Here is a 16,077-nt window from a genome sequence, read left to right as displayed (position 1 = left end):
GCCTCTGAATTACCTTTAAACCCGCTAACCATGGTTAGTGGGTTTTTGTTTATACATTTGAGTATCTGCATGAATGATCAGTTGTTGGCTATTTTGACCATCTTGAGGATAAATAGCATAACCAATCGCGGATGATATTTGGCAGGTGCCCTCGCTGTATTCTATTGGAATGCTGATCACATGCTTGAGGCTTTCAATCAGTGCTTCGACCGTTTCAGTATTTTTAACATTATTAATCACAGCAACAAACTCATCGCCACCGTAACGAGCAACAACATCTGAGTGTCGGAGTTTACTGGTAATCCGCGTGGCAACGGTTTTGAGTACCACATCCCCCACGGTATGACCTAATGTATCGTTAATCTGTTTGAATTTATTGAGATCGAAAAACAGCACCGCAAGCTGTTGATCTTCTCGTTCTGCCAGATCAATCGAGTGCTGAAGATGCTCTTCCATCAAATATCGATTGGGCAGGGTGGTGAGCTTGTCGTGGCCGGCATGGTATTCCGCTTTTGCGACCGCATTATAAGCATCACCTAAGCGCTGCCCCATACGAATAGTGAGCGTCGCTAACGAATCTAACTCTTGGTAGTGAACCTTAGGTTTGGCTTGCCAGTAATGGCCACGGCCAATGCTTTCTATTAACCCACTTAAGGCGTTTAACTGGTGGATTGCCCCGCGAGCAACAAGGTTTGATTGGTATTTAATATAAAAGTAAAACAACAGGTAGAAGAAAAACAACCCGGCAACCATCAACCAGCCTATTTGCGTTAGTTCGCTTTTGATTTGGGAGTAACCGCGCTCAATTTGCTCTGCTGGTATCCAGTAAACCAGATTCCAATTCGTTTCCGGAAGTGTTGCCCAGCTAACAATTTTGCTTGCTTGTAACATCACTTCTGTCACACCGTTGTCGGACGCTTGTATTTGGGAAGTGAGGTTTTTCGTTTCTGCTCTCTGAGACAAATCAAATGTTTCTGGCTTAAAGTTGTCTTTCAGAATTGCTTTTCGGTAGTCGTGCTTCAGAAGTTCCTTTAGCTCCAAGTCTTGTTCTGCTTGGGTGGACATGGCAATGATTCGGCCTTGAGGACTAAGTACCATAGCGTATCCGCCCCAACCAATATTGAGGTTGAGAACCTCGTTGATCAGTTTGCTAAGAGTAATGTCTAAACCGACGACGGCTTCCAAGTGATCTATGCTTTGGGTGGAATATACCGGTGCGATGGAAGATATCATCCAGCCAGAGCCCGCAGGATCAAGGTAAGCGTCAGTCCAGACAGTAGAGCGAGTCGGATTATTCAGTTGATTGGCTTCGTAGTAAAAGTTGTAGCGTGGAAGATCCATTTTTGTTTTGTAGGTTGATTCCGGATCGAAGTAGGGATAAATGCGATTGTAAGAATCGTAAGTATTAAAATAGATTTGCGAGATGAGCGAATTAGATTGGTGAATGGATTTCATTAGCGGATCTAAAGCTGAGGTTCTCGTAACTTTATCTTTTTCTGTTTGGCCTATTGGGTGTATTCCGCTGTAATAAACCGCGGCTCCGCCAACGTCTTTGTGTGAGACATACATTCCTGACGGCGTAAAATGCAGATTATCGGCCTCTGGTGGTAAAGGGGTTTCGTGATCATTGATGATTCGGCTGACTTGATCTGCATAGATATTAGTGAGCATTGATACGCTATTTAGGCTATGGCTAACCGTCAAAGCGGCTTTTTTGGTGTGCAGCAGTAGGTCCTGATAGGCAAAATCTTTGGCTACTTTTACCGATTGTTCGTTACTTAAAGAAATCGTAAGCCAGTAGATCAATAAGAACGTGATTTCTATACAGATAAGGGGAAGGATAGCCGTCTTTAGAAAAGACCGCTTAATCATGTGCTGGATAGTGGGAAGCGTACGCTTTTTGAATTGCTTTGTTGCCATACCCGCCTACATTCTTACTAATAGATTACTTAGTAAGTTTAGACGGGTTTTTCTATTTAATCCGCTAGTTAGCGAGAAATGTGGCCGATATTTTACAAATTAACGAAATTGTCCAACCTCTGGGAGGAATTCGAATCCAGCTTGGGCTAATTTGGCTTCTAGTTCAGCCTTACCAATGTCAAAGAAACGGACTAGTTTGTCTAAATCGCCACCAAATTCATCTCTAAGCTTCATGTTGACAATACTCATCAGCATCACAGTATCCATGGATCCAAAATTAGCCAAATCCATGCTTAATCCTCAAAGTCTGAAATAAGAAGGTTAGCGGCGGCAAAGGCAGCACGTTCACGGGTTTCTTTGGGCAATGATTCATCGGCCGCGATGTCATTAAACGTTTTGAGAGCACAGGTGATCGCTTGTGGGATATAACCTTGATCGCCACTGCCAATCTGCGCATACAGCTCACGGACTAACGGGCAACAGTCGTAAATTTTCATAATATCTATCCATTTAAATGATAACTGATCTCAATATAACGTGAGTTAAGAGCAAACTCAAAAGTAGAGTTTGTTTTAGAACAAGTCGATGAAGAGAGTGGTGGGAAAGTAGGCAAAAAATTAATAGTTAGAGAGAGAACGGGGGGGAGCAGAATACAGAATTCGCTACGCTTACTAGAGGCTAGAAGCGCAGCGCTATAGCTTCTTTTCCGTATTCGCTGTTTACGCTTTGTCTCTCTTACTCTTTCACTTGCTGTTCAAGCTGGGCAACTAAATCGTCAGCTAACCCTAACTGGCTCGCTAACTCTTTTAGGTAGGCTTTTTCCATGAAGTTTTGTTCGTCGGCTACCAGCAGTGATGCAAGATAGATTTCTGCGGCCTGCTCAGGCGTTGCGGCATTTCGTGCCAGTTCGCTAGGGTCGAGTGGTTTGTTGAGTTCACTGGTCACTAACTGATTAACTAATTCACCAGCGCCCATGCTTTCTACCGCTTGTTGGATTTTTTGTTGCTCTTGCTCATCAACATGACCATCGGCTTTGGCTGCGGCAATCATGGCTTTTAGTATCAGGGTACTGTGTTGATCTTCGGTTAGCTGTGGTGTTGTATCGGTAGGAGTACTTGCGACGGAATGATCAGGCTGCTTTTTCTGCCAATCTCCGTAGACTTTAAAGGCGAGAGCTCCTAGAGCCGCAGCGCCACCAATCCCGGCTACTTTCTTACCCATTTTTCGTGTTTTCTTAGAACCCATTAATAAGCCAATCAAGCCACCACCAACGGCTCCAGCACCTAATGTAGCAAGCTGACTCTTATCCTGACCAAGCTTTTGTGCTCCTTGTCCCAGGCTTTGAGCGCCCTGAGAAAGGGTTTGACCACCTTGTTTCACTAGGTCTGAGTTGAGTGCTTGATTGAGTAAACTTTTAAGATCCATATTCGCCTCCATTAAGTTGATTAAGTGACGTTAACAGGTTGAACATGAATTGAAGATTAATGGCATAAAAAAAGCACCCATAAGGATGCTTTTTTGCGAGAGATGAATTTAGAATTCGTTCTATCTACGCCATTTGCGCTTTAACGTGCTCTACGATGTCGGCCATTGCGACAGCCGTTTTGTCACCGTTACGACGGTTTTTGTATTCGAAGTTGCCTTCATCAATGCTGCGATCACCGATAACAACTGTGTGAGGAATACCCACAAGCTCGATATCTTTGAACATAACACCAGGGCGTTCTTTACGGTCATCGAATAATACTTCAATGCCCATTGCGGTTAATTCTGCGTACAGTTTTTCAGCCGCTTCTTTAACACGCTCAGATTTGTGCATGTTCATAGGGACGATAGCCACTTGGAAAGGAGCAAGTGCTTCAGGCCAGATGATGCCGAACTTATCGTGGTTTTGCTCGATAGCCGATGCAACAACACGAGACACACCGATACCGTAACAACCCATTTCTAGAGTTGCGCTCTTACCATCAGGACCAAGCACGTTACAGTTCATCGCTTTTGAGTAAGTATTACCTAACTGGAAGATGTGACCGACTTCGATACCACGCTTCAGTTGGATAGTACCTTGACCACATGGGCTTAGGTCGCCTTCAACAACGTTACGTAGGTCTTCAACTTGAGCAAGCTCTACGTCACGACCCCAGTTGATGCCAAAGTAGTGCTTACCGTCTACGTTTGCGCCAGCGCCGAAGTCGCTCATTACAGCAACAGAGCGGTCAACGATGAATGGTAGCTCTAGGCCAACAGGTCCAAGTGAACCAGGACCAGCACCAACAAGCGCACGGATTGCAGCTTCATCAGCCATTTCTAGTGGAGAAGCAACCTGTGGAAGGTTTTCTGCTTTCACTTCGTTAAGCTCGTGATCACCACGGATGATTAGAGCAATGATATCTGCATCCACTTCATCAGAAGCTTTAACGAATAGCGTCTTAACGGTCTTCTCGATTGCTAGACCGTGTTGTTCTACAAGCTCAGCAATTGTTTTTGCGTTTGGCGTATCAACCAGTTCCATTTCTTGAGTTGGCACTGCAACTTCTTCAGCCGGAGCTAGTGCTTCTGCTTTCTCGATGTTCGCTGCATAGTCAGACTCAGATGAGAATGCAATGAGATCTTCGCCGCTTTCCGCTAGAACGTGGAACTCTTGAGAACCACTGCCACCGATTGCGCCAGAGTCAGCCAGTACAGGACGGTATTCAAGGCCCATGCGGTCGAATGCTTTACAGTAAGCATCGTGCATGATTTGGTAAGATTTCTCTAGGCCCGCTTTATCAATATCAAAGCTGTACGCATCCATCATTGAGAATTCACGTGCACGCATCACACCAAAGCGAGGGCGGCGTTCATCACGGAATTTAGTTTGAATTTGGTAAAGATTCAGAGGAAGTTGCTTGTAAGAATTAACGTCGTTACGAACGAGGCTCGTAATCACTTCTTCCGCTGTTGGGCTAAGAACAAACGGGCGTGAATGACGATCATTGAAGCGCAATAGCTCAGCACCCATCTTCTCAGAGCGGCCTGTTTCTTCCCAAAGTTCAAACGGCTGAACCACGGGCATCAAAGTTTCAACTGCACCGGCATTGTCGATTTCTTGACGAACGATGTTCTCAACTTTACGCAGTACACGCAGACCAGTAGGCAGCCAAGTATATAGACCTGAAGCTAGCTTACGGATCATACCCGCACGTAGCATCAGCTGGTGGCTGATAACTTCTGCGTCGTTTGGAGTCTCTTTAAGAGTGGCAAGAAGATAGTTACTGGTACGCATTCTATGGTATCCGTTTCATCATTGATAAAAGAAAATTTACTGCCATTGGTTACAACAATAAATTCGATATAGCCGACCATAATATCAGCCTATGAGTAATCTCAAAAGCGCTCAATTGCAGTAACTAACAAGCAATCCGGTGAAACCGTGAACTTTACGTTCAGATCGAACAAATTCACCGCATATTCTTTGTTATCCGTCTTATTTTTTTTATACGCGGGCCTAGGGTCTTGGCTCAACACTTGTTTGATCACGGCTTCAACTTGGCTGGCATTGTCGTGCTGCCGAACTTTGGCCAGTGCAATGGGAGTAAAGGTGACCTCTAGCGTTTCAGGTTCTTGCTGGGCATAACCGCCTGCGGCGTTAGGAATGGCGTCTGAGTATGGGATATAAGGCTTGATGTCTACGACAGGCGTGCCGTGTACTAAATCCACACTGCCCAGCTCTAACCAAGTTTGATTACCATCTTGGGTCACACCAAGCAATTCAACCGCAGACATGCCAATGCCATTCGGCCGAAAGGTTGCCCGAGATGCTAATACTCCAACACGTTCGTTTCCGCCTAATCTAGGTGGTCTTACCGTTGGTTTCCAGCCAGCATTCAGGTTTTGATCAAACAAAAATAATAACCAAACATGGCTGAACTGCTCTATACCACGAACGGATTCAGGGCAATTGGCTTCACCAAGCAGTTTAACTCTGGCGGTTGAACTCGGAGCAAGCCGAGGTTGGCGTGGTACGGCAAACTTTTCTTTGTATGGACTTTCTATTAACCCTATGGGCTCTATCTGGTGCATGTCTGTTCTGTGTATTGAGGAGCAATACCCTAAAACTATCACAAAAACACCGCACTTTCTTATTGATAATGATTATTAATTGCAATGTTATAACATATCATTTATTCTTGCATCATAAGGGTTTGAGAAACGAACCTGTGTTGAAGATATTTTTAAGGAGGAAAGAATGAAAGACGGTATTCACCCTGACTATAGAAAAGTGGTATTTCACGATACGAGCGTAGATAAATACTTTGTAATTGGCTCAACGCTAAAAACGGATCGCACCATTACCTGGGAGGATGGCAAAGAGTATCCCTATATGACATTAGATGTGTCGTCGGAGTCTCATCCGTTTTATACCGGTAAGCAAAGAGTGGTGAATAAAGAGGGCAGAATTGCTCACTATAATCGTAGATTTGCTCAATTTAGCAAAGAGGGTAAATAGCCATGAAAGTACTGAGCTCATTGAAAAGCGCCAAGAATCGTCACCCTGATTGCCAAATAGTAAAAAGAAAAGGCCGCATATTTGTCATATGCAAATCGAACCCTCGCTTTAAGGCTGTGCAAGGAAAATCCAAGAAAAAATAGTTTGGGGATAATACTGTGCAGCAGGTGTACGAGAACACCTGCTCACAAGGTGGTCGAAAAATCCAATTTAATTACATTTACCAGATGAATGTATTGATTTTCATTACATTTTGTAACATTTGCGGTTTTGAAAACTCTTTCTTGTGACGTAATCTGCCGATGCTTTTTGATAGGTATGTCAATTACGCTAGGAATCAATTACAAGGAGGAAACGGATGAGTTCATCTGCTTCGAATACGCAACAAGCCCCTAAAAAACCCCTTTTTACCCGTTTCCTTGATAGCGTGGAATATCTAGGTAATTTGCTGCCTCACCCAATCACACTTTTCGCTATTTTCTGTGTTGCCATTTTAGTGTTATCTGGTGTTGCTGGATATTTTGATGTGTCGGTAATAGACCCTCGCCCAGAAGGCGCTGCCGGTCGTGCTGCGGATGGAACTATTGAAGTCATTAGCTTATTGAATGCTGATGGTTTGCGCCTTATCGTGACCAATTTAGTGAAAAACTTCGTTGGCTTTGCCCCTCTTGGAACGGTATTGGTGGCTATGTTAGGTGTGGCCATTGCTGAGCACTCAGGCATGCTATCTGCTGCAATGCGTGGCATGGTCATGGGTGCGTCAAAACGCATGGTGACGTTCACTGTCGTGTTTGCTGGTATTATTTCTAATACTGCCTCTGAACTTGGCTACGTGGTATTGATTCCACTGGCTGCTATGTTATTCCATTCTTTAGGTCGTCATCCATTAGCGGGTCTCGCTGCTGCATTTGCCGGTGTGTCTGGTGGTTACTCTGCCAACCTCTTGATTGGTACCGTTGATCCTCTGCTTTCTGGCATTACAGAAACCGCAGCACAAATGATTGACCCAACCTACACAGTAGGCCCTGAGGCGAACTGGTACTTCATGTTCATCTCTACCTTCTTTATCTCAATCACTGGTGCGTTTGTTACCGAGAAAATTGTTGAGCCTAAGCTGGGTAAATACAACAGTGAAGAAGCGTCGGAAGATTTGACCAACGATAGCATGGGTAAACTGACGGCTATTGAGAAGAAAGGCCTTAAAATTGCGGGTATCGCGGTTTTGGTTGTGAGTGCTTTATTGGCGTGGACCGTTGTTCCTGCTGATGGCGTGCTACGTAACCCTGATACCGGTTTGATTGCGGGCTCTCCGTTCTTGAAAAGTATCGTTGCCTTCATCTTTGTGTTCTTCGCTATTCCGGGTTTTGTTTACGGTAAAGTCGTTGGCACAATGAAAAACGATCGTGACGTCATTGATGCAATGGCGAAATCAATGTCTTCAATGGGCATGTACATCGTTCTTGTTTTCTTTGCTGCTCAGTTTGTTGCTTTCTTTAAGTGGACCAACTTTGGTCAAGTGATCGCCGTTGGTGGTGCAGACTTCCTACAGACGGTTGGCCTAACTGGCCCTACGCTGTTCTTTGCGTTCATCGTGATGTGTGGCTTTATTAACTTGATGATTGGTTCGGCGTCGGCTCAGTGGGCGGTAACTGCGCCTATCTTTGTTCCAATGCTAATGTTGGTTGGTTACGCGCCAGAAACGATTCAGGCGGCTTACCGTATCGGTGATTCAACCACCAACATCATCACACCAATGATGAGCTACTTTGGCTTGATCTTGGCGGTAGCCACTCGCTATATGAAGAACTTAGGCATTGGTACGTTAATCGCGACCATGCTTCCATACTCGATTTGCTTCTTAGTGGGTTGGAGTATTTTGTTCTACGTGTGGGTGTTTGTCTTCGGCTTGCCAGTTGGCCCGGGCGCAGCAACCTACTATACGCCTTAAGCTGGTTTTCTCGGCTCATCAATCTAGTTCTGAACATTAACCCTGTTCATGACAATAAAACCGAAGCACTTGAGTGCTTCGGTTTTTTCGTCTAATCAGTAGGCGGTTACAGCATTAATGCAGCAGAACACAGCAATAAGGCCGCCATGGTGTAATTGAATATACGAGCAATATTGGGTTGAGCTAGCACGCGCTGTAGCTTTTGACCTGCCACCGTCCAAATACTCACTGAGGGTAGGTTTACTATGGCAAACCCTAATGAAATGATCGCCATACCTTGCCAAGACCCCGACACGTTATAGACCCCAATCGCTGTAATTGCCATGGACCAAGCCTTTGGATTGATCCACTGAAAGTTAGCGGCAGCAAAAAAGCTCATTGGTTTATAGCTAGAGTGCTCAGTACTCACTGGTGGGCTCATCGCAATCTTGAACGCTAAATACGCTAAATAGCCCAAACATAACACTTGCAAGATGTCTTGGCTGATAGGGTATTGGTGGAAAATACCCATTAACCCGAGCCCAACTAAAACCACCATAAAACTAAAACCAAAAGTGATGCCAAGCATATGTGGAATGGTGCGTTTAAAGCCAACGTGAGCACCAGAGGTCATGAGCATAATGTTGTTTGGCCCAGGTGATACGGTAGAAGCAAAAGCAAAAGTGATGAAAGCAAAGAGTTGTTGAATATCCATGTCGACTCCGATGTCGTTGAAATCTGTTCCTTGTATGTTAGTGATGAGTCGGGTAAATTTTGTGCTTATATTTGCACTAAATTGATTTAATCCACAATGAAGTGAGCTTATGGATAAGTTTGACGAAAGAATATTGCGCGAGCTAAAAAGTAATGGCCGTTTGAGTAATGTAGAACTGGCAGAGCGCATTGGCTTGTCACCGTCTGCTTCATTACGACGAGTGCAAGATTTAGAGCGTTCAGGTGTGATTAAGGGATACAGAGCCGTATTAGATGCCAATAAAATGGGCATTGGATTTGTGGCCTACGTGACCATAGGACTAAACAATCACAGCAAAAAATCGCAATTGGGTTTTGAAGAAGAAGTGAGTCAGGCAGACGCGGTGACTGAGTGCCACAACATCACGGGAACCAACGAGTACTTACTGAGAGTAGAAACAAAAGATCTTGCTGCCTATAAGCACTTTCACTCCAATATTTTAGGGGAGATCCCACAAGTGAAAGCGATCGGTACTTTAGTGGTTATGGAGACGCCTAAAGACGAGCGCTAGTTTCCAGATAAGAGAAAGGGCAGCGTAGAGTAGAGCTGCCCTTGAATAGAGATAGCGTTTAATCGAACTAGCGAACGACTTCACCTGATTCGATGATGGTCTTACGCACTACGTCAGTAAACTCTAACGCTTCTTTGCGAATTTTAGCTTCATCAACTGTCAGCATTTCACGATCTTGCATTAAGATTTTACCCGCAACAATTGAGTGTTTTACATTGCCTGCGTTCGCAGAGTAAACCAATGCAGAGTACGGGTTGTAAACTGGGATCATATTAGGCGCTTTAGTATCAATTACGATGATATCCGCTTGCTTGCCGACTTCTAATGAACCAATGGTGTCTTCCATATGCAGTGCACGAGCTGCGCCCATCGTCGCCATGTCGATAACTTTAATCGGAGGCATAGCAGCACGATCTTTATTGACAAGCTTGTGAACCTTAGCGACTTGGTTGAACTCATCAATGGTGCTCAAGCCGTTACCCGACATTGGGCCATCGGTACCCAAACCAATACGTAAACCCCGATCATACATTTTTAATGCAGGAGATACGCCCTTCGCCGACTTGATGTTCGCACTCATATTATGAGCAATACCAACGTCCGCTTTTTTGAGTAATGCAATATCATTGTCATCAGCGAGGATAACGTGAGCCGCAATTAAGTTCTTGTTTAGCGCACCAATGCTATCCATGTAAGCGATAGGAGATAAACCGTTTGAGCGCTCTGCGATCTTCTCTTCTTCACGGTGAGATTCAGCAAGGTGAATCATTACAGGTACATCTTTTTCTAAAGAGAGTTTGGCAACCTTCTTAAGGATTTCAGTGGTATTGGTGTAAGGCGCATGCGGAGCAAATGCTGGCGTAATACGTGGGTGATCTTTGTATTCTTCAATGAAGTTCAACGCGTACTGAATGCCTTCTTCAGCGTTAGCCGCATCAGCCACCGGGAATTTGATAACCGACTCGCCCAAAATGGCACGCATACCTATAGTGTCTACCGTTTTAGCCACTTCGTCTTCAAAATAGTACATATCTGCATAAGTGGTTACGCCGCCTTTGATCATTTCAACGTTACCAAGGTTTGCGCCAATACGAACCATGTCACGAGAAACCAATTTAGACTCAAGTGGGAAAATGTAACGGTGTAAACGATCCGGCACATCATCTGCTAATGAACGAAATACCGTCATGGAAACGTGAGTATGGGTATTGATTAGGCCAGGCATAACGATATCGCCATCGACGCTCAGCGTTTTGTTCGCTTTGTATTGCTTAGCTAACGCTTGGTCACCTACGGCGATAATCTTGTTGTCTTTAACCACAACAGTGCCGTTTTCATACACGGTTTTTTCTTGGTTCATGGTAAGAACCATGGCATCAGTAATGATGAGATCCGCAGGCTTTGCAGCGGCAGCAGAAAAAGAAAGTAGGCCAAGTACAGAGGCCAAAAGAGTGTGTTTCATTTTCATATTTAATCCTTGGAACAGGAGGGAGGTGCTGGCGATTATAGGCTTTATAAATACTGATGCAATCGTTTGTTTTATTGTTATTGGGATAAAAAAAGAGCTAACCGAAGTTAGCTCTCTCAATGTTTATATTGTAGCAGAAGACCTTACCAGCCCTTAACTACGCCACCTTGGAAGATTTCCATTGCTGCGTTGTATACTTCGTCAGTTTGGTATGCTTTAACGAAATTTTGTACATTTTCAGCGTTTAGATTTTCTTCACGTGAAACGATTAAGTTTACGTATGGAGAGTCTTTGTCTTCAACGAAGATGCCGTCTTTTTCAGGTGTTAGGTTAATGCTGCTTGCGTAAGTTGTGTTGATAACAGAAAGCGCGACATCATCAAGAGAGCGAGGCAGTTGTGCTGCGTCTAGTTCTACGATAGAGATGTTCTTTGGGTTTTCTACGATGTCACGAACTGTTGCTAGTAGACCAACGTTTTCACGCAGTTTTAACAGACCTTGTTGCTCAAGAAGCAGTAAAGAGCGACCTAGGTTAGTTGGATCGTTAGGTACAGCAATACGAGAACCATCAGCAATCTCATCAACCGATTTAACTTGCTTAGAGTAACCTGCGATAGGGTATACAAATGTGTTACCCGCGATAGTCAGTTTGTAACCACGGTCAGTCACTTGCTGATCAAGGTATGGTTTGTGTTGGAATGCGTTTACGTCGATTGATGTGTCATCCAAAGCGGCATTTGGTGTTACGTAATCAGTAAAAGTAACAAGTTCTACTTCCAAACCGTACTTGTCTTTCGCTACTTTAGCAGCCACTTCGGCTACTTGAGCTTCGGCACCCGCCATTACGCCAACTTTGATTTTGTTGTTATCAACGGCTTTTTCACCACAACCGGTTAATACGGCTGCTGTTGCGGCAAGGGCGAGTAAACTTTTAAGGCTAAATTTCATGGTAATCTCCTTTTAATGAATCCAATTTATATTTTTTATTAGGTGTCTGACTAATCTTGTTGTTCGAGGCAAATTGCTCAAGGCAATGGCCTCTATCTTCTATCGGTGGTCAACTTTACGAACCAGTGTGTCACCAATAGATTGAATAATTTGTACCAGTACAATGAGCATCACTACTGTTACAGCCATAATGGTTACGTCGTATCGGTGGAAGCCATATCGAATGGCTACATCACCAAGACCACCACCGCCGACGGTTCCCGCCATTGCTGAGTAGCTCACCAAGGTAACCAAAGTGATGGTCACTGTGTTGATGATGGTTGGCAGAGCTTCCGGAAGCAGTACTTTCGTAATAATTTGAGTCGGAGTCGCGCCCATAGATTGCGCCGCTTCCACCAGACCTGACGGTACTTCGAGTAATGCGCTTTCTATTAAACGAGCAACAAACGGAATAGCACCGATGGTTAACGGAACAATCGCAGCTGTTGTGCCGATGAATGTGCCGATTAACAGCTTAGTGACCGGAATAATCGCCACCATGAGCACTAAGAAAGGCACAGAACGACCAATGTTAACGATGGCGCCCAATATGGCATTGAGTTTAGTGTTTTCAAGCAGCCCACCTTTTTTGGTGGTATGGAGGATCACACCAAGAGGGATGCCAACCGCAAACCCAACAATACCAGCGACCGCAACCATGTATAAGGTTTCCCATGTTGCGCCAAGTAATAAGTTGCCATTTAGGCTAAGCCACTGCGTTACAGTATTAAAGGACATAACCAAGTACCTCTACTTTTACGTTGTTTTCACGTAGGAATTCGATAGCGGCAATGTCGTCTTGTTCTGTACCGAACAGTTCTGCGACCATCATGCCGAATTTTACGCCACCAGCGTAATCAAGATCCGAGCTTAAAATGCTGACATCAATATTGAATTTTCTCGCTATTTGCGTCACCAGTGGTGCGTCTACTGTTGCGCCTGTGAACTCTAAGCGAACCAATGGATAACTGCCTTCAACCCGCTTTTTCTTGAGGCGGATTTGGTAATCTTCTGGAATAGACAAGTCTAAGGTAGAGCGAATAAATTGATGAGCCAGCTCTGTTTTAGGGTGTGCAAAAATGTCGCCAACCGTGCCCTTTTCAACTAATTCGCCGTCGCCAATAATCGCTACTTGATGACAGATGCTCTTAACGACATCCATTTCATGGGTGATAAGTAACATGGTGATGTTTAGCTTACGGTTGATTTGCTTAAGCAGTTCAAGAATCGATTGAGTGGTTGCCGGATCAAGGGCACTTGTTGCTTCATCACAAAGCAGTACTTTTGGGTCTGATGCTAATGCGCGAGCAATCGCGACACGCTGTTTTTGACCGCCGCTTAAATTAGCAGGGTAGGTATCACGTTTGTCAGATAGCCCAACTAAAGACAATAACTCAGATACTTTGGTTTCAATCTTGTCTTTGCTTGCATCCGCTAATTCAAGTGGCAATGCGATGTTGTCAAATACCGTGCGTGAAGAAAGCAGATTGAAATGCTGGAAAATCATGCCGATGTTACGGCGAGTTTTGCTTAAATCTGATTTAGAGAGCTTAGTAAGGTCAACACCATCAACGATGACTTCACCCGATGTTGGTGCTTCTAACATGTTTACGCAACGAATAAGAGTACTTTTACCCGCACCAGACGAACCAATGACACCAAAAATCGTCCCTTGAGGTATGGTTAGGTTGATATCTTTCAGGGCAACAATTTCTTTAGTGCCTTGATAGAAAACCTTATTTACTTGATTAATTTCAATCATTCTTCGAAACCTGTGCAGAGTTGGCTGTAATCAACATGACGCCGTATATGGCCAATTTACTGTTGTTTATTCGATAAATCGGTTACCGAATAGTGTATGTTTGAGCTGGTTGGCTAGCAATTCAGCAGAAAATGTTGACCTTGCTCTCAATTATTAGTCGATGCTATGGGTTTCACATTTTTAAGTCAATAGATATTTTTACGTCTAGACGTCTAAAAGGTAATTGAATAGTGCTAACCGCTATAAAGCATGTAATAATTTGCGTTATAACTAGTTAATGAGGGTAGCATTTTGGCTAAACCTGCAGTGTTTTTAGATCGTGATGGCGTCATTAATGTCGATCATGGCTATGTGCATGATGAGCATGATTTTGAGTATGTAGAGGGCGTTTTTGAAGCGGCAAAAAAATTCCAAGACATGGGATTCATGTTAGTACTGGTAACAAACCAGTCTGGGATTGCTCGAGGCATGTTCAGCGAAGATCGCTTTCTATCGTTGACTCAATGGATGGACTGGAACTTTGCCGATAATGGCGTTGAGCTGGATGGCATCTATTATTGCCCACATCACCCTGAACATGGCGTTGGCAAATACAAACAAGATTGTGATTGTCGTAAGCCAAAACCAGGCATGTTCCTATCTGCAAAAGAATTTCTTGATATCGATATGGCTAAATCCGTCATGATTGGTGACAAGGCCGAAGATATGATGGCCGCAGAAGCGGCGGGTGTAGGGACCAAAATATTGGTACGCACTGGTAAACCTGTTACCGAGAAAGGTGAGTCTTTAGCAACCGTGGTAGTCGATAGCATTGCTAACGCACCTGAATTTCTGGCTTCACGATAACCTATTGGTGAATGATGTCTTCCAAAATAACGTTAATTAAAAAGCTATCATCACGTGGTGTTTTAGCCTCAGTGACTCTGGTGTCGCTCAGCGCTTGTATGTCACAACCAAAGGTTGTCGATCAAGTCTATCGTTGCAGTGATCATTACGATGTAGTCGTGAGTGATCGCAGTGAAACGAAAATACACGTCGAAATGCTAGGAAAATATTACGTGTTGAATCGCATCGCGAGTGCTTCTGGTGAGAAATTTAGGACCCACGATGAGCAAGTGAAGATGTGGTTTAAAGGTGAACAAGCCAGCATAAAAAACAGTGGCTACCCGATCCAGATGTGTAATTTGGTTGTTCCGATGAATAACATCGACGCTCCATCTAATGACACTATGTTTTAATGAGCACCGCGTAATACTGCTGTGACTTCATGTAAACCAACCATATACACAACTAATAAAGACAATCTTATCTATGAGCAAAAAACTCACCATTGTTGATATCGCTAAGCTTTCAGGTGTCGGGAAATCTACTGTATCTAGGGTGCTAACCAATGATCCAAAGGTAAAACCTGAAACACGACTAAAGGTTGAACAAGTGATAGCAACTCACGGTTATGTGCCTTCGAAGTCGGCTCAGTCGATGCGTGGCGGTAGTCAAAAGGTGGTGGGCGTTATTATTTCTCGTTTGGATTCCGCTTCAGAAAACAGGGTTGTCAGCGCAATGCTGTCGACTTTGTATGGAGCGGGATATGACGTTGTGATTATGGAAAGCTTGTTTGATAGCATTAAAACCAATGAACACTTGGACGTATTAAAGCGACGCAACGTTGATGGCGTTATTGTGTTCGGCTTTACTGATTGCGATGTTGCAAAGCTAGAAAGCTGGCAACAACGCATAGTTGTGGTGGCAATGGATACCGAGAACGTTTCATCGATTAACTATGATAATAAAGCCTTGATCCGGAATGCGCTTACTTACTTAGCTGCGTTAGGGTTAGACGATATTGCCTATGTTGGCGTCGATCAAAGTGATACCACAACAGGGCGTTTGCGTTTGCAGGCGTATCAAGAGTGGTGTACAAATCAGAACGTATCACCTCAAGCGATAACGGGTGAGTTAAGTCATGAAAGTGCTTATGCTTTGGTCGACAGGGTACTAACCGAAACCACTCAAGCCATTGTTTGTGCCAGTGACTCGCTTGCTCTTGGCGTGATAAAAAGGCTCCAAGAGCTTGGCCGTACTGATATTCGTGTCACTGGGATTGGAGGCAATCCTTTACTATCATTCCTTTTCCCTAATACATTCAGTATTGATCCAGGCTATCACCAAGCCGGCGAGAAAGCCGCTAACCTATTGATACAGCAGCTATCAGGTAATATTGGTGTGCAACATATTACTCAAGCCCCTCTTACTTAATAAC

At 44.2% G+C, this 16,077-nt stretch carries 18 protein-coding genes; 7 read left to right on the top strand and 11 right to left on the bottom strand.

From position 1 onward, the window contains the following. Nucleotides 1–24: 24 nt before the first annotated feature. The 6 genes from QWZ04_RS13680 to tsaA form a co-directional block, all read right to left on the bottom strand. Entirely contained in the window at nt 25–1,920 is a 1,896-nt protein-coding gene (locus QWZ04_RS13680; RefSeq protein ID WP_290328840.1) for a sensor domain-containing diguanylate cyclase, read from the bottom strand. A 99-nt stretch (nt 1,921–2,019) separates the two neighbouring features. After that, the gene (locus QWZ04_RS13675) at nt 2,020–2,211 is read right to left on the bottom strand and encodes a DUF4250 domain-containing protein (RefSeq protein ID WP_290328839.1); all 192 of its coding nucleotides are present in this window, start codon (nt 2,209–2,211) and stop codon (nt 2,020–2,022) included. A gap of 2 nt (nt 2,212–2,213) precedes the next feature. After that, a complete protein-coding gene (locus QWZ04_RS13670) occupies nt 2,214–2,417 on the bottom strand; it encodes a YaeP family protein (RefSeq protein ID WP_102522112.1) in 204 nt (67 codons plus the stop codon). Nucleotides 2,418–2,655: 238 nt separating this feature from the next. Continuing rightward, on the bottom strand, nt 2,656–3,345 hold the full coding sequence (locus tag QWZ04_RS13665) for a tellurite resistance TerB family protein (RefSeq protein WP_290328838.1): 690 nt from the start codon (nt 3,343–3,345) through the stop codon (nt 2,656–2,658). 124 nt (nt 3,346–3,469) lie between these two features. Continuing rightward, nucleotides 3,470–5,185: a proline--tRNA ligase gene (locus QWZ04_RS13660; RefSeq protein WP_290328837.1), complete on the bottom strand. Its 1,716-nt coding sequence runs from the start codon at nt 5,183–5,185 to the stop codon at nt 3,470–3,472. A gap of 101 nt (nt 5,186–5,286) precedes the next feature. Further along, on the bottom strand, nt 5,287–5,982 hold the full coding sequence (tsaA, locus tag QWZ04_RS13655; protein ID WP_290328836.1) for a tRNA (N6-threonylcarbamoyladenosine(37)-N6)-methyltransferase TrmO: 696 nt from the start codon (nt 5,980–5,982) through the stop codon (nt 5,287–5,289). A gap of 166 nt (nt 5,983–6,148) precedes the next feature. On the opposite strand from tsaA, the gene QWZ04_RS13650 reads away from it, so the two are divergent. The 3 genes from QWZ04_RS13650 (at nt 6,149) to QWZ04_RS13640 (ending at nt 8,357) form a co-directional block, all read left to right on the top strand. Next, on the top strand, nt 6,149–6,409 hold the full coding sequence (locus tag QWZ04_RS13650; protein WP_290328835.1) for a type B 50S ribosomal protein L31: 261 nt from the start codon (nt 6,149–6,151) through the stop codon (nt 6,407–6,409). A 2-nt stretch (nt 6,410–6,411) separates the two neighbouring features. Then, nucleotides 6,412–6,552 carry a type B 50S ribosomal protein L36 gene (gene ykgO, locus QWZ04_RS13645; RefSeq protein WP_290328834.1) on the top strand — a complete coding sequence of 47 codons (141 nt, stop codon included), beginning with the start codon at nt 6,412–6,414 and terminating at the stop codon, nt 6,550–6,552. A gap of 215 nt (nt 6,553–6,767) precedes the next feature. Beyond that, the gene (locus tag QWZ04_RS13640) at nt 6,768–8,357 is read left to right on the top strand and encodes an AbgT family transporter (RefSeq protein WP_290328833.1); all 1,590 of its coding nucleotides are present in this window, start codon (nt 6,768–6,770) and stop codon (nt 8,355–8,357) included. A gap of 106 nt (nt 8,358–8,463) precedes the next feature. Here the strand turns inward: QWZ04_RS13640 and QWZ04_RS13635 are convergent, their stop codons facing one another. Further along, nucleotides 8,464–9,051, bottom strand: coding sequence for a LysE family translocator (locus QWZ04_RS13635; protein ID WP_290328831.1), 588 nt, complete (start codon nt 9,049–9,051; stop codon nt 8,464–8,466). A gap of 109 nt (nt 9,052–9,160) precedes the next feature. On the opposite strand from QWZ04_RS13635, the gene QWZ04_RS13630 reads away from it, so the two are divergent. Beyond that, nucleotides 9,161–9,601, top strand: a complete 441-nt coding sequence (locus QWZ04_RS13630) for an Lrp/AsnC family transcriptional regulator (RefSeq protein ID WP_290328830.1) — start codon at nt 9,161–9,163, stop codon at nt 9,599–9,601. A 67-nt stretch (nt 9,602–9,668) separates the two neighbouring features. On the opposite strand, the gene QWZ04_RS13625 is transcribed toward QWZ04_RS13630, so the two are convergent. From QWZ04_RS13625 to metN, 4 genes are all read right to left on the bottom strand, one after another. Then, nucleotides 9,669–11,069: an amidohydrolase gene (locus tag QWZ04_RS13625; protein ID WP_290328829.1), complete on the bottom strand. Its 1,401-nt coding sequence runs from the start codon at nt 11,067–11,069 to the stop codon at nt 9,669–9,671. A gap of 143 nt (nt 11,070–11,212) precedes the next feature. Next, nucleotides 11,213–12,016: a methionine ABC transporter substrate-binding lipoprotein MetQ gene (gene metQ / locus QWZ04_RS13620; protein WP_290328828.1), complete on the bottom strand. Its 804-nt coding sequence runs from the start codon at nt 12,014–12,016 to the stop codon at nt 11,213–11,215. Between the two features lie 99 nt (nt 12,017–12,115). Next, nucleotides 12,116–12,793 carry a methionine ABC transporter permease gene (locus QWZ04_RS13615; RefSeq protein ID WP_290328827.1) on the bottom strand — a complete coding sequence of 226 codons (678 nt, stop codon included), beginning with the start codon at nt 12,791–12,793 and terminating at the stop codon, nt 12,116–12,118. Then, a complete protein-coding gene (metN, locus tag QWZ04_RS13610) occupies nt 12,783–13,817 on the bottom strand; it encodes a methionine ABC transporter ATP-binding protein MetN (protein WP_290328826.1) in 1,035 nt (344 codons plus the stop codon). Before metN ends, QWZ04_RS13615 begins: the two co-directional genes overlap by 11 nt. A 291-nt stretch (nt 13,818–14,108) precedes the next feature. Here metN and gmhB point away from each other — a divergent pair, with 291 nt between their 5' ends. From gmhB to treR, 3 genes are all read left to right on the top strand, one after another. Continuing rightward, nucleotides 14,109–14,663, top strand: coding sequence for a D-glycero-beta-D-manno-heptose 1,7-bisphosphate 7-phosphatase (gmhB, locus tag QWZ04_RS13605; protein ID WP_290328825.1), 555 nt, complete (start codon nt 14,109–14,111; stop codon nt 14,661–14,663). A 98-nt stretch (nt 14,664–14,761) separates the two neighbouring features. Next, the gene (locus QWZ04_RS13600) at nt 14,762–15,055 is read left to right on the top strand and encodes an MliC family protein (RefSeq protein WP_290328824.1); all 294 of its coding nucleotides are present in this window, start codon (nt 14,762–14,764) and stop codon (nt 15,053–15,055) included. A gap of 73 nt (nt 15,056–15,128) precedes the next feature. After that, the gene (treR, locus tag QWZ04_RS13595) at nt 15,129–16,073 is read left to right on the top strand and encodes a trehalose operon repressor TreR (protein WP_290328823.1); all 945 of its coding nucleotides are present in this window, start codon (nt 15,129–15,131) and stop codon (nt 16,071–16,073) included. Nucleotides 16,074–16,077: the final 4 nt, after the last annotated feature.

Origin of the sequence: Vibrio tapetis subsp. quintayensis (genome assembly GCF_030409945.1) — a bacterium.
GTDB classification, from domain to species: Bacteria; Pseudomonadota; Gammaproteobacteria; order Enterobacterales; family Vibrionaceae; genus Vibrio; species Vibrio quintayensis.
Note: the sequence above shows the minus strand (reverse complement) of the source record. Positions and strands in the feature narration are given on the sequence as shown.

Excerpts from the sequence above, each read along its gene's own strand:
- QWZ04_RS13680 (WP_290328840.1), bottom strand. The coding sequence starts at position 1,920 with ATGGCAACAAAGCAATTCAAAAAGCGTACGCTTCCCACTATCCAGCAC.
- QWZ04_RS13675 (WP_290328839.1), bottom strand. The coding sequence starts at position 2,211 with ATGGATTTGGCTAATTTTGGATCCATGGATACTGTGATGCTGATGAGT.
- QWZ04_RS13670 (WP_102522112.1), bottom strand. The coding sequence starts at position 2,417 with ATGAAAATTTACGACTGTTGCCCGTTAGTCCGTGAGCTGTATGCGCAG.
- QWZ04_RS13665 (WP_290328838.1), bottom strand. The coding sequence starts at position 3,345 with ATGGATCTTAAAAGTTTACTCAATCAAGCACTCAACTCAGACCTAGTG.
- QWZ04_RS13660 (WP_290328837.1), bottom strand. The coding sequence starts at position 5,185 with ATGCGTACCAGTAACTATCTTCTTGCCACTCTTAAAGAGACTCCAAAC.
- tsaA (WP_290328836.1), bottom strand. The coding sequence starts at position 5,982 with ATGCACCAGATAGAGCCCATAGGGTTAATAGAAAGTCCATACAAAGAA.
- QWZ04_RS13650 (WP_290328835.1), top strand. The coding sequence starts at position 6,149 with ATGAAAGACGGTATTCACCCTGACTATAGAAAAGTGGTATTTCACGAT.
- ykgO (WP_290328834.1), top strand. The coding sequence starts at position 6,412 with ATGAAAGTACTGAGCTCATTGAAAAGCGCCAAGAATCGTCACCCTGAT.
- QWZ04_RS13640 (WP_290328833.1), top strand. The coding sequence starts at position 6,768 with ATGAGTTCATCTGCTTCGAATACGCAACAAGCCCCTAAAAAACCCCTT.
- QWZ04_RS13635 (WP_290328831.1), bottom strand. The coding sequence starts at position 9,051 with ATGGATATTCAACAACTCTTTGCTTTCATCACTTTTGCTTTTGCTTCT.
- QWZ04_RS13630 (WP_290328830.1), top strand. The coding sequence starts at position 9,161 with ATGGATAAGTTTGACGAAAGAATATTGCGCGAGCTAAAAAGTAATGGC.
- QWZ04_RS13625 (WP_290328829.1), bottom strand. The coding sequence starts at position 11,069 with ATGAAAATGAAACACACTCTTTTGGCCTCTGTACTTGGCCTACTTTCT.
- metQ (WP_290328828.1), bottom strand. The coding sequence starts at position 12,016 with ATGAAATTTAGCCTTAAAAGTTTACTCGCCCTTGCCGCAACAGCAGCC.
- QWZ04_RS13615 (WP_290328827.1), bottom strand. The coding sequence starts at position 12,793 with ATGTCCTTTAATACTGTAACGCAGTGGCTTAGCCTAAATGGCAACTTA.
- metN (WP_290328826.1), bottom strand. The coding sequence starts at position 13,817 with ATGATTGAAATTAATCAAGTAAATAAGGTTTTCTATCAAGGCACTAAA.
- QWZ04_RS13600 (WP_290328824.1), top strand. The coding sequence starts at position 14,762 with ATGTCACAACCAAAGGTTGTCGATCAAGTCTATCGTTGCAGTGATCAT.
- treR (WP_290328823.1), top strand. The coding sequence starts at position 15,129 with ATGAGCAAAAAACTCACCATTGTTGATATCGCTAAGCTTTCAGGTGTC.